Origin of the sequence: Pseudovibrio sp. Ad13 (assembly GCF_001623225.1) — a bacterium.
Taxonomy (GTDB): Bacteria; Pseudomonadota; Alphaproteobacteria; order Rhizobiales; family Stappiaceae; genus Pseudovibrio.
Map to the genome: position 1 here is coordinate 317,398 of NZ_LMCC01000006.1, position 12,974 is coordinate 330,371.

Genomic DNA, 12,974 nt, shown 5'->3' on the forward strand with positions numbered 1-12,974 from the left:
GTTATACGTGCCCGCTCGTACGCGCAGGAACCTAGAGTAAATGTAAAAAGCACAAATTGAGTGCAATCAATTCCAGATTAGTAGATTTTTTCTCTTTGATATTCCGCAATATATAAGTGCATGCTGCATTTCTAATATATAATCTATATTAGAATATTCAAATATTACGAAATTCAATACTTAAGTGATTTCTTATATATATTTAGTGCTGGAATTCTGCGGATTCACAGTGGGTTAACTAGCAGATTTCGCTAGGGCAGCCCTCAACAAAAAACGGCCTCCGCAAGGGGAGGCCGTGTCGTAAGGTCCGTTTAGGCCTTTTCTAGAGGAAAACCCTCAGGTTTTGTATCTTTGTCATTCTCTGGGGATTTTTCTGAAATCGCGTGTTTTTCCTCCGCTTCCAGGGCCTCTTTTCGCTCCATTTGCGCATATTCCAATGCCTTATCGCGTTTGCCGAAGAGAAAGACGCGAATATCTTCCGCAATTGCGACCAGTACTGGAATCAGGATTAAAGTAATAAGTGTCCCGAAAATCTCCCCGTATGCCAGAGAGACGGCCGCCGGTATCAGGTACATGGCCTGCTCGGAAGTTTCGCTCATGAGCGGCATCAAGCCGGCGACCGTTGTTGCTGTTGTCAGGAAGATCGCCTGGAAGCGATCCACGCCGCTACGCTCCGTTGCTTCAATATGGTCTACACCGTCCTCACGCAGGTGAAGGTAGTGCGTGACCATGACGAGAGAGTCGTTGACGATCACACCGATCAGCGCCAGCAGGCCGAAGATCGACATCATGCTGAACGGGATGCCCATAATGGCATGGCCGAGGATTGCCCCGACGACTCCGAATGGTACCACGGACATGATGATGAGCGGTTTGAAGTAGGACTTCAGCGGGATCGCTAACAGGACAAAGATGAGGAAACAGGTGATGAGAAGGGCGCGGTTCATATTCCCCTTAACTTCACCCATTTCCTCCAGCTCGCCACCCTGCTTGAATTTAACACCGGGATACTTCTGTTGTAGTTGGGGCACAACGGAGGTGAAGATATCCTGACCCAGCTCAGCAGGAGCAACGATCTGTTTATTGATGTCAGCTTCGATTGTGGCGACCTGATCGCCGTTTCTGCGGTGCACGTATCCGGGCACATAACGAGCTTCGATGTTGGCAACTGATTGCAGCGTGACCCAGTTGTCGTTGGCCCCGCGCAGACGGGACTGCAACAGGTCCTCAATGGCATCACGTGCATCCAGTGTATTGCGAACAATCACGCGAACCTCTGAGTCACCACGCTGGATGCGCTGTGCTTCCCCGCCACCAAACTGGTGCGCCACCTGACTTGCCAGCCGCTCTGGTGTGAAACCGAGATGACGTGCTTCCGGTTTTAGGGTCAGGCGAAGTTCTGGCTGGCCGGCTTTGAACGTGTCGCGCAGGTTGCTGACGCCAGCTCGTTTGCCAAGTTCTGCCATGAGCTCTTCACTCGCCAGCTGCAGCTGCTCAGAGTTTTCACCGAACAAACGGATCTTGAACCCACCACCGATCTCTTCAAAGCCCGAGAAGGTGAGTTTGGAAACACCTTCCAAAGTACCGGTGCGGTTCTGCCAGTCGCGCAAAATGTCACTTGTCTTTGCATCTCCGCGCTCGTCCAACGGGCGCAGTTCAGCATAGATGGTGGCATTTGTGCTGTCGGATACGATGCGGAAGATGTTCTGGAACACACCGCCCACGTCCGGCTGCTGCTCGGCATATTGCCGGTCAACAGCATTTGCGATGTCTTCAATCGTGGAGATGTTGTTCTGTGTCAGATCGAACGGTGCGCGTGGATCCATCTCCATGTTCACCACAATGTACTGACCGGGAATCTCCGGAAAGAAGACAGAGTGGATTTTACCCTTCCACATCAGGCCAAACACGAGCACTGCGACAGAAATGAAGCCAACCAGAACCGCATAGCGCTGTCGGATGGCCCATCTAAGCACCGGGAAATAGATGGTGTCGCGGAACCAGAACAAGCCACCGCGCGCCACACCCTGCACCTTGCCCCAGCTCCGTGAGAAGATGTTCTGCTTCTTCTCTTCCAACGAGATGTAAGCGAGGTGAGCGGGCAGAATGAACTTGCTCTCGAACAGAGAGAACAGCAGCGCCAGAATAACAATGCCTGAGAAGCTGCCGAGGATCTTACCCAGCTCACTGTTCATCAGCAGCATCGGGAAGAATGCCGCCGTGGTTGTCAGCACGCCAAATATCGTGGCAACGGCAACTTTATGCACGCCTGCCGCCGTACCTTTGCGCGGGTCCGCATAGCGTTTGCGCTGCTCAAAGACGCTTTCACCAACCACCACGGCATCATCAACGAGAATACCAAGTGCGATGATGAGGCCGAAGGTTGTTATGTCGTTGAGTGAATAATCGACCCAGCCAGTCGTCGCCACAGCAAACGCACCGGCCAATGAAATTGGGATGCCCATGGCGACCCAGAAGGCCAGCTTGATGTTGAGGAACAGCGACAGGATCAACACCACCAGAGCCAGACCCTGAAACGCGTTGGAGCTGAGCAGGCTCAGGCGATCCTCGATGTAATCACTGGAGTTGCCCCAAATCCCCACCTGTACACCAGTCGGCAGAGTTGTGCGGAAGTCAGCGATGATGGCCTGCACATCCTCTGAGACATGAATAAGGTTGTCTTTGCGGCCAATCAGCACTTCCAGTCCAACGGACTCTTTGCCGTTGAAGCGTGCTTCCATATCAATGTCAGCAAAGGCGTCTTCCACCTTAGCAATATCGCCAAGAGTGGTTGTCGTGCCATCTTCCCACTCGATGATCGGAATGCGCTCAAAGTCGGCTTTATAATAGGCCTGAGTATCTGCGCGCAAAGAGATATAGCCGCCTTCGGTCTTCAGCGTTCCGCCCTGATAGTAAAGAGAAGACTCGCGGATACGGTTCATGACCTGCTCAGGGGTCAGGTTCAGACGTTCCAGCGTATATGGTTCTAAACCGATCTTGATCTGTTCGGTCTGCAAACCCCATTGTTTGAGGCGAGAAACTTCTGGGCTGGCCAGCAGCTTGTTGCGCAGTTGACGAGCGATGCGCTGTAGGGTTTTGAAATCCGCATCTCCGTAGACCTGCACAAACATGGCTGGCATATCCATGCTCTGTTTTTCAATGACAGGCCGTTCCGCTTTCTTCGGCAGATTGTAAATGCCATCAATTTTCAAGCGAATGTCATCCAGCAAGGTGGATAGTTTGGTGTCGCTTGTCTTTTGAACGGAGACAACAGACGAACCCGGTTGTGAAATTGAGCTGATGTTTTTGACGCCGCTCAGGCCTTCCAGCGCCTTTTCCACCTTGCGGGTGATTTGCTTATCAACCTGCTCCGTGTAGCCGTTGGGCAGTTCGGTCGTGATTGTCACGGTATCCGCAGGCAGCTTGGGAAAGCCCTCAATACGGATGTTCATGAGAGAGGACACCCCGACAATCAAGATGAACGCCATGATGAGGTTCGCCGCGACCGGGTTTCGAATAAACCAGTTTGTGAGCCACGCCATGTGTTAGTGCCCCGCTGGAGTTGGGGCGACGTGCTGGCCCGGTAAGAACGCGGCCATCGGCAGCTGAACAACGCGCTTCTCATCCATCTCTTGCAGCTCATTCGGCATCTTCACGATGATGTCTGTGTCATTGCGGAACACGACAGAAGCTTCAAAGCGCTGCAGCTCGTCCTTGTTGTTTAAGAACCAGATGAACCCTTCCTGAGTGAGCACAGTCGCAGGCAATTTCAGGCTGTCGTTGACTGTTTTACTCTGCAGTTCAACTTTCACGAACTCGCCCGGCAAAACAGTGGTTTCTGGTGATTTCACGATCTCGAGGAAGAGCTGATAACGTCGCGATTTAGGGTCAAGGAAGCCACCACCGCGCTGGATTCTGGCAAGCCCGACCAGCTCCTTGTCAGCATTATAAATCTTTGCCGGAAATTCCTGCCACGCCTTTTCCAGCAGGTTCCATTGGGCTTGGTCCAGAGAGACGGTGATGTCCAACTGCTCAGCGTCCAACAGGGTGAACAAGGTATCGCCTATAGAGATGCTTTGGCCGATGCTCACATGGCGTTTTGTCACAAACCCGCTGAAGGGTGCCTTGATGGTGGTCGCGTTCACATCATACTGCGCGACTTTTACCTTCTGGACAGCAGCTTCCAGCGCTTTTTCTGCAACGCGCAGTTCCGGAATATGGACGGCCATTTCCGGTGGGGCTTCCTTCGGGTTCACTGCGCGCCAGTTTTTCAGTGCGAGCACATGCTTGTTCTGCTTTTTCTTCAGATTGAATTCTGCAGTCGACTGCTGGTATTTGGCATCTTCCAGCTGGGCTTCGTAAGTGTGCTTTTCCAGCTGCGCCATCACCTCATTCATGGAGACTTTCTTGCCTTCAAGGGCCTGAGGAGCGACGGACAGCAGTTTGCCAGAGACCTGCGCTTTCAGATCCGCAGTCCAACGCGGGCGCACTTCGGCAAAAACAGAAATATGTCCGGTGTTATCGCCTGCCTGCGCAGTCACATAGCTGACCACAGGCAGAACAACGTCCTTTTCTCCGATGTCGACATCACTTGTGTCTTCAAGCGAAAGAACATAGGTACCGACAGTTCCCAGTAGCACCAATGCTGCTGACAACCACACAATCCGTTTGGACATTCAGTGCTCCTGAGCAATATGTTTAATTGAGGCAGGTTTCAGAGTTTGGTTTAGGCCTACGGAATGCCCGATTATCGCTGAGTGAACGCCTCGAGATCATCTCAGATCTTGATTTATGAGACGATTGTGTATCATAATAATTATATGTGAGACAAGTACGTCTCATAAAATGAGGGTGAAATGTTATTGCGTGATAAAAGGGCTGTTAAGTCCCGCAGGGCCCTGATTGAAGCTGGCTTGGCAGAATTGCCAGTAAATCCAATGGCTTCACTAACGGAGATCGCTGAGATTGCCGGGATTGGGCGCGCCACGCTGTATCGACATTTTGCGTCTCGGGAAGCGTTGATTGAGGAGGTCCTGAAGGTCAGCTTTGAGGACATTATTCAAGCGCTGACACCTATGGAGAAAGAAAACCTTCGCGGGAAGCAAGCGATGATGCGGGCTGTTGAGCTGATGCTTCCGCTCGCTGACCGGCTGCGTTTCCTCTCATCCTTCTGGCTGGATGGGGAACGCGTTTTGAGCAAAGATCCACGCTATGCCTTTATGGAAAAAGAGACAATCATTACGGTTGAGCAGGCGAAAGAAGATGGTGACATTCGCAAGGAACTGCCGACGCGGTGGGTGATGAACACCTACGACGCACTGCTTTTTTCTGCCTGGGATATGATTGTGAAAGAAGAGGCGGATATCCGCGATGTCACGGCATTGCTCATGACGACCTTTTTTGATGGCGTCGGACCAAAGCCTCGCGAGACTCAGGAGTGATCAAGCCGCATCTCGCGTTGTGGTGCGCGTTTGAAAGGGCCGGTGGCCGTTGCGATCAGTTGATCGTTCTCGTCAAACAACTTTGCTTCTGCAAAGAGTGTTGATTTGCCGCCGCCAACAACTTTGCCCTTCGCAACCAACCGCTTGCAGATGGCAGGTGCGATGAAGTTGACTGTCAGCGACAGCGTCACAAACGGTTGCTTACCAGTGGGATCCACCGTTGCGCTGCAAGATCCGCCGCAGGCATTGTCCAGCAGCATGGTCACAATCGCCCCATGCACAACCCCACTGCGGTTGGCAAACCTGGCATCAATATCCAACGCACATGTCGCCGTGCCATCCTTAAGGAAAAGCTCCAGCTCATACCCAATAAACCGCTGAAATTCGGTCTCATCACGAATGGATATGGAGTTGTCGGTATTGGTTGTGTACGTCACAGCGGCCTTGTTCCTCCCTACAGGTGCAAGGCATATCAGTAACTTACTCCTCCCAAGAAATCTATTTGGCCTTCTGGCTACGGTGTCAACATTTCCATACGCTTATGGAAGGCGTTCCAGTTGCGGGTGAAGCCAATCAGAGAATAGTTGAGGGCCAGCTGTTTTCTATCGCCTGCTTTGCGGACGAGGATCGACATTTTGTCTCCCCGCTTCAGAAAATCCACCACCGTTTGATTTGCTGTAAAGGCAGCTTCGCACCCATCAGGATTGCAGGTGATCAACTTGGCCTGAATGATTGCCGCTTCATCAATGCCGATGTTGATGCCGCTTGGGATGTGAATACCGAGGGGCAGCTTAAGGATGCCCGCGTATGTGGTGGCATTGAGTTTGCGAAACGCGATGTTGTTGAACAAAGTGCCGTTTTGTAGCCGGATCTCGGCGTACATCTGGCATTGTTGCTTGCTGCATTGAACAGACCATTCCTCTTTTGCCTGAGCAGAAGTGGGGGCGAGAACACCCCCGCCATGGAAAACCATGGCGAAGGCTACGAAGAAAAATGAAAGAAGTCGGCTCATGTGCCTCTCCTTGAAAACTTAGAATGAGAAACCGAGACCCGCGCCAGCGGCGACGTTGTCGTCAAAGTCGGTCGCGACGGAGGCGGTGATCGCCATGTTGTCCATTGGCATGAAGGCAGCTTTCATAGAACCTGCAGACTTGCCTTTGAAGTGCCCGAAACCACCGGATAGAGACAGGCCGTTGTAACCGCCCTGAATGATCGGCGCGTTGGCAATCGCGATTGCCATGGCAACACCGGACTGCAGCTCATCGACATCCTCTTCCAATGAAACGATGCGGGAGCTGTTGTCAGAAATGGCTGCGCTGTTGGCGGTAATGCGCTCAGCATTGCTGTTGACCGCTGCGACAACACTGTTGCGAGCTGTGCCGGTGAAGGTGGAGTTCAGATCAGCCAGAGAGCCGACCTTCTCGTTGAGCTTGGTCACAGCCGAAACAACGGTGGTATCCGCCGGGGTTGGTGCCTGAAGGTCGCTTGGTAATGTGCTGATGTCGCCAATCTTAGCATCTACCGCGTTGAAGGATGCCAGAATGCCATTCGCCAGGCCTTCACCGCTTTCCAGTGCCTGAGCTGTTGCACGGCCAGATGCATTGGCGCCATTGGCCGTGGTGAAGGTGCTGTAGTTCTCGTGTGGCAACTGCTCCGCCGCGTAGTTGTCTACCGCAGTATCAAGCGTACCCAGATCTGCCGCCATGTTCGCAGGCAGAGCGCCGCTCGTGAAGTCGCCCGCCACTGGATCTGTCGGAGCATCCATAGTGATCTCTTCGCCAGCAGCAGCTTTTGCCTCTACGTGGTCCAGGTAAGCTTTCCACTCGGTTTTGGCTGTTGTGCCATCTTTGAGCGCAGCTTCAATATCGCGGACTTCTTCCAGGGGTGTGCCTGTGTTATTCTTCAACGGATCTTTAACGCCATCAGAGATTGCCGCTGGTGCTGTTGTCTGCACTGTTCCAAACAGGGTCTCAAAGTCGGAAATAGTTTGGCTGTTGCTGGCAATATCTGCGGCGTTGCCTTTGATTTCATTTGCGAAAATGCGATCAACGTCTGCGCTGTCGGCAATACCGGTTTGCGATGTCTCAACAAAGGCTGTGTCAGCGTTGTCTGACGAGCCTGTGTAATGAGTCACCACATTATTGCTGACATCTGTGGTGATAGTAATTGTGCCTGCGTGTGCCATGCCTGCACTCGCCAGCAAGGCGACCAAAGCACATGAATATTTGAGATGAGTCATAGTATAAACCCTGTTTTAAACAATAGAAACTGAGCTAAATACTGCTGCCGGAAACTGTGTAATTGGCATGCAGAAATTGTTCTGTCGCGTCAGGCGAGCAGTTGTTTGTATGCAATTTGTGTTTGTGTGAAAGAAGCCTGCGATCAATGGGCTTCATCATGTGCTTACTTATATTCTCTGGAATTCGTGAAGAATATTAGTGAAACTGAGCCCGTAATATTCAACGTTATTAAAAGTCGGGAATGAGAAGCCAGAGATATCTTGGTTTTCACTGGTGTGATCCTGCAGAAAATATCTGCAGACTGGGGTTTTCCACCTTTTCTAATCCGTCTGAATCAAGGGGGTATAGTTGACAATAACTAAGGGAAGCTGGTCCGGATCTTTGGCGCTACATATGAAAAAGACAAAATAAAAACCCCGCCTCATAAAGAGACGGGGCTTTTTGAGTGTGCGAGCGCCACATGAACATGTGCCCGTGTGGGGCCTATTATTGTTATTGTTCGTTCTTATTGTTTTTATTTGGCTCTAAATGGCTTCACCCATGGCAAAGCCGCTTAGATTAGTCGCTCGCAGGAAAGTTTTTCTGCACGTTGTCCAGATCGAGGACGGTTGGCAGAGAGGCCTCGTTGCCGAGGAACTGAATGGCGTGTGCGGAAGCCGCACGAGCCAGTTTGAAATGGTCTTCCCAGGTTCCCTGAGGGTCTGCCAGGTAGCCGTAAACATAGGCGCCGTGGAAGGTATCACCCGCACCGTTGGTGTCGATGACGCGTTCTTTTGGCACTTTCAGAGCTGGTAAACGCTTGATCGGGCACTTGTCTTCGTACCACAGCAGGCCTTTTTCGCCCTGAGTGACACCACCGACCTTCACGCCTTTGGCACGCAGGTATTCCAGTGTGTCTTCCGGGGATTTTTCCAGCTGCTCACAGAACAGCTCAGAAACGATCGCGACATCAATGTAGTCGAGTAGCTCCTCGGTGTTCTCACGAACGGCACCGCCATCCAGAGACGTCAGGATGCCATGCTTGCGGCACAGCTTTGCGTAATGCAGAGCAGCGTGTGGGATGTGACCGTCTACATGCAGCGCCTGACAACCAGCGAGGTTGAGTTCAGGAACCGGATGCAGGAAGTCGTTGTCACGGCAACGCACGATGGCACGCTTGCCATCCTTTGGCATGATGAAGGAGAGAGAGCTTTCCTTCACTTTAGCACCGTGGATCGGAATGGAATACTTGGCCGCCATGTCGCGGAACATGCGAGACAACCAGTCATCTGCCATGGAGCACAGCAGGTCAGGTGAGATGCCCAGCTTTGCGCAGACGAAAGCCGCGGTGACAGCGTTGCCACCAAAGCTGACGGCGTAATCCTGAGCAATTGCCTTCTCATCACCTTCCGGCATGGTCTCTGACAAAAAGGTCACGTCAATATAGGACTGGCCAATAAATAGCGCTTTCATCCTGTACTCCATTAAAGTCCAGGCCACACCCCCAACGTGTGGCCTGTGAGGTCATTCTTACTGCGCCAGGGATTTACCAGTGCTGCGAAGGTCTTCAAAGGCTTCTGTCAAACGAGTGACGATTCCTTTTTCACCTTCACGCAGCAACTTGCGCGGATCGTAGACCTTCTTATAAGGGACACCGGTCTCTGGGTCGATCTGGTGTTTGAACGCATTTGGCGTTTCGAACACATAAGCGCCCGCCTGTTCGGAGAATGCGAACTGGGTGTCGGTGTCGATGTTCATTTTGAACACGCCGTAGCCCAGGCTTTCTGCGATTTTTGCTTTTTCAGAGCCGGAACCACCGTGGAACACGAGTGGCAGTGGGTTTTCACCCAGACCGTGGGTTTCGCGAACCAGTTTCTGGCTTTCACGAAGAATCTCAGGGCGCAGCTTCACGTTGCCTGGCTTGTACACGCCGTGCACGTTGCCGAAGGATGCTGCCACAGAGAAGTGGCCCAGTGGATCGAGGCGGTTGTACGCTTCCAGCACGTCTTCTGGCTGGGTGTACAGTTTCGGGTTGTCAGATCCGATGTCGTCGTCGGAACCAACGCCGTCTTCTTCACCACCGGTGCAGCCGAGTTCAATCTCAAGGCTCATCTGCAGTGGAGCCATGCGCTTCAGCAAGCGCTCACTTTCAGACAGGTTGTCTTCCAGAGTTTCCTCAGAAAGGTCCAGCATGTGAGACGTGAAGAGTGGACGACCATTTGCACGGAAGTAGTCTTCACCGTGCGAGATAAGAGCTTCCAGCCAAGGCACCAGCTTACGGTTTGCGTGGTCTGTGTGGAGCACAACGCATACACCATAGTGTTTTGCCAGCAGGTGCACGTGTTGGGCTGCGGAAACTGCGCCAAGAACACGGGCCTGGAAGCTATCCGGCATGGCTGCTCCAGCATAGAACTGTGCGCCGCCGTTTGAGAGCTGTACGATTACGTCGGATTTGTTGGCTGCTGCAGCTTCGAGCACTGCGTTGATTGAGTTGGAGCCAACTACGTTTACTGCTGGAAGAGCGTACTGCCCTTCGCGTGCTGCCTGAATGAGGGTTTTGTATTCTTCGCCAAAAATGACGCCTGGACGCAGCTTCGTCACCTTAAAGGTCTCCCGATCGCATGTTGAGTGAGTAAAAAGCGAAGCCCGGGAGGAGGGAATGCTGTCTATAACAGCAGGGAACGGACTTCGCTTTTACTCATGTGGTTCGGTTGTTACGCACCAGCTAAAAGGGGGTATAGCTGGCAGTAAGGCCCCGAATTAGGCTTGCCGAGGGTGGCGGCAAACCTTGCAGGTGAAAAACTTTTCACCGGGTGCAAAAAGATTTGAAGGGAAAGTGCATCGAAACGCGTTGGAATGAAATAAGTAGGAATACGTAGTTGATGCAATCGCACGAAAGCGTGGTTTGACCACGTTATAACGATTTAAAATTCCCTCAAATGACAAATCACAAACTAACTGAGGGGAACGTGCGGGTTAGTTGCAATATTATTTGTACCAAAGCGCTTTGGCGAGACATATATCAGTATTACCTCGAGTAATAGGTATTGAACCCCATGACAGATTGTCGCCGAATATTGTGCGCTTAAGGGGAAAACCCGGGTGATTTTTCGGTTTTGCAGGCATTTTGCCGGGACACTACAGAAAAACCACCCGAATTGACGATTAGGTCAACTTGATGAGTCGCTTACTTTACTCGTTTAAACGACTCGTATTCTCCGCGTGTTTGCAGTGATAAAGTAACAGGGCTGTTAGTTCTGTTACGCCAGAACCAACCATGGTTGCCATCAAATGCTGCCGTGATCTGTCCTTCATCCTGCGGCACGCCGCGTCCTTTCACATAGGAGATGGAGCGACCACCCCCGTCACCGTGTGTGTCGAAGTTCAATGTGCCTCCGTTTGCTGTCCAGCGAAACGCTGCACTCTTGTCGGCCTTCATCACCAGCTTCACCTCAACACCCTGACCGGGATCAAGTTGAATGGTGGTCTGATCGCTTTTGATGGCAGGTGTCGGGGCAACAGGTTGAGCCGCGGGTACTGCAGCAACAGTTTTCGCTGGTGCAACAGTCTTTGTGTCAACTCGGCGGGAGGTGGCAGTCACACGCTCGCGCAACTGCTGTTTCAGCATCACCTCAGCCAGCTTGCGTTCAATCTCGTCAACGCGGTTGGTCAGTTCCGGTGAAGTGGTTGCCGCTGGCTGAGTGAAGGCTGTCGGTGCAGAAGCCGCAGTAGCCGCTGCATCGGCTGCACTTTCCTCTGCCAGCTGGGATTTGATCTCACCCATCTCTGTCAGGCCCAGAACGCGGCCCATGCCGGTGGCATCTACCCCGTATTCAGAGGGCAGGATAACTATGATGAGAAGAGCCAGAGCAGACAACGCTGCGATAATGGTGGAGCGTTTCAGCTGCGCGGAAGATGGCAGCTCAGTGCGCTTTGGTGGAGTTGTATTATGCATGGTGCCTCACATTAAAAAGATAGAATGAGGCCCGTGAGCTGGTATCCTACCAACGCAAAGCCTGCTGTCATCATGGTGGTGTTCAGGGAATAGGCGTAACGCCAGAAGGTCTGCGTGCGCCGCCAATAGCCCATGACAATGAGAATGCCGCTCAAGGCCAGTAACTGACCCAGCTCGACGCCCACATTGAAGGCGATGAGGTTTGGCACCAGACCATCCGGTGAGATCTCGTATTCGAGGATCTTGGTGGACAGGCCAAAGCCATGAAAGAACCCGAAGACCAGTGTGGTGAGGCGGGTGTTGGGCTGATACTTAAACCAGACCCGGAAGGCGCCCATATTATCAAGCGCTTTATAGACCACTGAGAAGCCAATGATGGCGTCAATGATGTAGGCGTTGATGCCAATGTTGAAGTAGACTCCAAGCAGCATCGTGGTGGAGTGGCCGATCGCGAACAGGCTCACATAAACGCCGATGTCTTTGGTCTTGTAGAGGAAGAACACGATCCCAAGCAGGAACAGGATGTGGTCGTACCCCGTGACCATGTGCTTGGCCCCCAGATACATGAAGGGGATGATGTTGATCCCGGAGATCTCTTGAATATAGCCCTTGTCACCGGTCGCGATGCCATGGGCTGCCGCAGGCAACGTGAGTGCCAGCAGCAGGATGCAGGAAAGCAGCAGCAAACGCACGGGCGTCCACCGCTCAGCGCCTGCGCGCTGAAGAGGAAATGTCATGGAAAATCCATCTGTAGTTTATAGGATTGGTGCTACAGAAGGAATGGTCGGGGAGGGCGCTCCAGCCTTGAAGCGAGGTCATATCGCAAGCTTTTGACGGGCTGCGCTACATGCTTGCCAACCTCAGCAGAAATCACAGGACGCGTGAAATGTGCTTCAGCCGGTGCTTCATGAGAATGATCAGCAGAATTATGTCCGTGCAGATGTCCGGAGATTTGCAGGTCATCTTCAAACACGTCGTGGCTGTGGCCTGCTTCCTGATCATGCGTGTCCGCAACCACATGCTGCTGATAGGTGGTTTGCGCCAGAGCACCCAGATCATGCGAAGGCGTTGGCCGGCCCATGACAGAAAACACGAGCATCAAAGTGATGCACGTGAGCAGGGCAGATCTCAGCAATGTCACAACACGAAACGGCATGCAGTTGTCGGTCAACTCTCAAACATGGAATGCGCTGAATAGTCAGAGGACTATGGCAATACCATGGACCTTGGCAGAGAAAAAGACAGGAAAGTTGAGTGCCTTGGAGAACCCCTGTTGTCGCTGCAGCTTACCAACGTTTCCCGTATTCATCGTCTGACTGACGTTGTATGCATAGGGGTATTACTGACTCGCGTTTCAGT

11 protein-coding genes are annotated in these 12,974 nt (G+C 52.4%); 1 reads left to right on the top strand and 10 read right to left on the bottom strand.

From position 1 onward, the window contains the following. Positions 1 to 311: 311 nt before the first annotated feature. Together PsAD13_RS10795 and PsAD13_RS10800 are read right to left on the bottom strand one after the other, a co-directional pair. Positions 312 to 3,542 carry an efflux RND transporter permease subunit gene (locus PsAD13_RS10795; protein ID WP_063318141.1) on the bottom strand — a complete coding sequence of 1,077 codons (3,231 nt, stop codon included), beginning with the start codon at positions 3,540 to 3,542 and terminating at the stop codon, positions 312 to 314. Positions 3,543 to 3,545: 3 nt separating this feature from the next. Then, complete coding sequence (locus tag PsAD13_RS10800; RefSeq protein ID WP_063318142.1) at positions 3,546 to 4,676, bottom strand: efflux RND transporter periplasmic adaptor subunit; 1,131 nt, start codon at positions 4,674 to 4,676, stop codon at positions 3,546 to 3,548. Between the two features lie 180 nt (positions 4,677 to 4,856). Between PsAD13_RS10800 and PsAD13_RS10805 the strand changes: the two genes are divergently transcribed. Further along, positions 4,857 to 5,441, top strand: coding sequence for a TetR/AcrR family transcriptional regulator (locus tag PsAD13_RS10805; protein WP_063318143.1), 585 nt, complete (start codon positions 4,857 to 4,859; stop codon positions 5,439 to 5,441). Here PsAD13_RS10805 and PsAD13_RS10810 read toward each other — a convergent pair. The 8 genes from PsAD13_RS10810 to PsAD13_RS10845 all read right to left on the bottom strand — a co-directional run bounded on the left by PsAD13_RS10810 (position 5,432) and on the right by PsAD13_RS10845 (position 12,771). Further along, positions 5,432 to 5,878 carry a PaaI family thioesterase gene (locus PsAD13_RS10810; RefSeq protein WP_063318144.1) on the bottom strand — a complete coding sequence of 149 codons (447 nt, stop codon included), beginning with the start codon at positions 5,876 to 5,878 and terminating at the stop codon, positions 5,432 to 5,434. The two genes, PsAD13_RS10805 and PsAD13_RS10810, sit on opposite strands and share 10 nt — an antisense overlap. A 77-nt stretch (positions 5,879 to 5,955) precedes the next feature. Continuing rightward, positions 5,956 to 6,453, bottom strand: coding sequence for an invasion associated locus B family protein (locus PsAD13_RS10815; protein ID WP_208981765.1), 498 nt, complete (start codon positions 6,451 to 6,453; stop codon positions 5,956 to 5,958). An 18-nt stretch (positions 6,454 to 6,471) separates the two neighbouring features. Further along, positions 6,472 to 7,680, bottom strand: a complete 1,209-nt coding sequence (locus PsAD13_RS10820; protein ID WP_063318145.1) for a YadA C-terminal domain-containing protein — start codon at positions 7,678 to 7,680, stop codon at positions 6,472 to 6,474. 559 nt (positions 7,681 to 8,239) lie between these two features. Then, positions 8,240 to 9,133: a sugar kinase gene (locus tag PsAD13_RS10825; protein WP_063292963.1), complete on the bottom strand. Its 894-nt coding sequence runs from the start codon at positions 9,131 to 9,133 to the stop codon at positions 8,240 to 8,242. 57 nt (positions 9,134 to 9,190) lie between these two features. Beyond that, positions 9,191 to 10,261 (bottom strand): class II fructose-bisphosphate aldolase, encoded by a 1,071-nt coding sequence (gene fbaA / locus PsAD13_RS10830; RefSeq protein ID WP_063287890.1) that lies wholly within the window; start codon positions 10,259 to 10,261, stop codon positions 9,191 to 9,193. Between the two features lie 586 nt (positions 10,262 to 10,847). Further along, positions 10,848 to 11,615 (bottom strand): hypothetical protein, encoded by a 768-nt coding sequence (locus tag PsAD13_RS10835; protein ID WP_063292962.1) that lies wholly within the window; start codon positions 11,613 to 11,615, stop codon positions 10,848 to 10,850. Positions 11,616 to 11,626: 11 nt separating this feature from the next. Beyond that, entirely contained in the window at positions 11,627 to 12,352 is a 726-nt protein-coding gene (locus tag PsAD13_RS10840) for a HupE/UreJ family protein (protein ID WP_063292961.1), read from the bottom strand. A 32-nt stretch (positions 12,353 to 12,384) separates the two neighbouring features. Continuing rightward, positions 12,385 to 12,771: a hypothetical protein gene (locus PsAD13_RS10845; RefSeq protein ID WP_208986530.1), complete on the bottom strand. Its 387-nt coding sequence runs from the start codon at positions 12,769 to 12,771 to the stop codon at positions 12,385 to 12,387. Positions 12,772 to 12,974 lie beyond the last annotated feature (203 nt).

What these genes read in the sequence shown, in the direction of transcription:
- PsAD13_RS10795 (WP_063318141.1), bottom strand. Translation starts at nt 3,542, where the DNA reads ATGGCGTGGCTCACAAACTGGTTTATTCGAAACCCGGTCGCGGCGAAC.
- PsAD13_RS10800 (WP_063318142.1), bottom strand. Translation starts at nt 4,676, where the DNA reads ATGTCCAAACGGATTGTGTGGTTGTCAGCAGCATTGGTGCTACTGGGA.
- PsAD13_RS10805 (WP_063318143.1), top strand. Translation starts at nt 4,857, where the DNA reads ATGTTATTGCGTGATAAAAGGGCTGTTAAGTCCCGCAGGGCCCTGATT.
- PsAD13_RS10815 (WP_208981765.1), bottom strand. Translation starts at nt 6,453, where the DNA reads ATGAGCCGACTTCTTTCATTTTTCTTCGTAGCCTTCGCCATGGTTTTC.
- PsAD13_RS10820 (WP_063318145.1), bottom strand. Translation starts at nt 7,680, where the DNA reads ATGACTCATCTCAAATATTCATGTGCTTTGGTCGCCTTGCTGGCGAGT.
- PsAD13_RS10825 (WP_063292963.1), bottom strand. Translation starts at nt 9,133, where the DNA reads ATGAAAGCGCTATTTATTGGCCAGTCCTATATTGACGTGACCTTTTTG.
- PsAD13_RS10835 (WP_063292962.1), bottom strand. Translation starts at nt 11,615, where the DNA reads ATGCATAATACAACTCCACCAAAGCGCACTGAGCTGCCATCTTCCGCG.
- PsAD13_RS10840 (WP_063292961.1), bottom strand. Translation starts at nt 12,352, where the DNA reads ATGACATTTCCTCTTCAGCGCGCAGGCGCTGAGCGGTGGACGCCCGTG.
- PsAD13_RS10845 (WP_208986530.1), bottom strand. Translation starts at nt 12,771, where the DNA reads ATGCCGTTTCGTGTTGTGACATTGCTGAGATCTGCCCTGCTCACGTGC.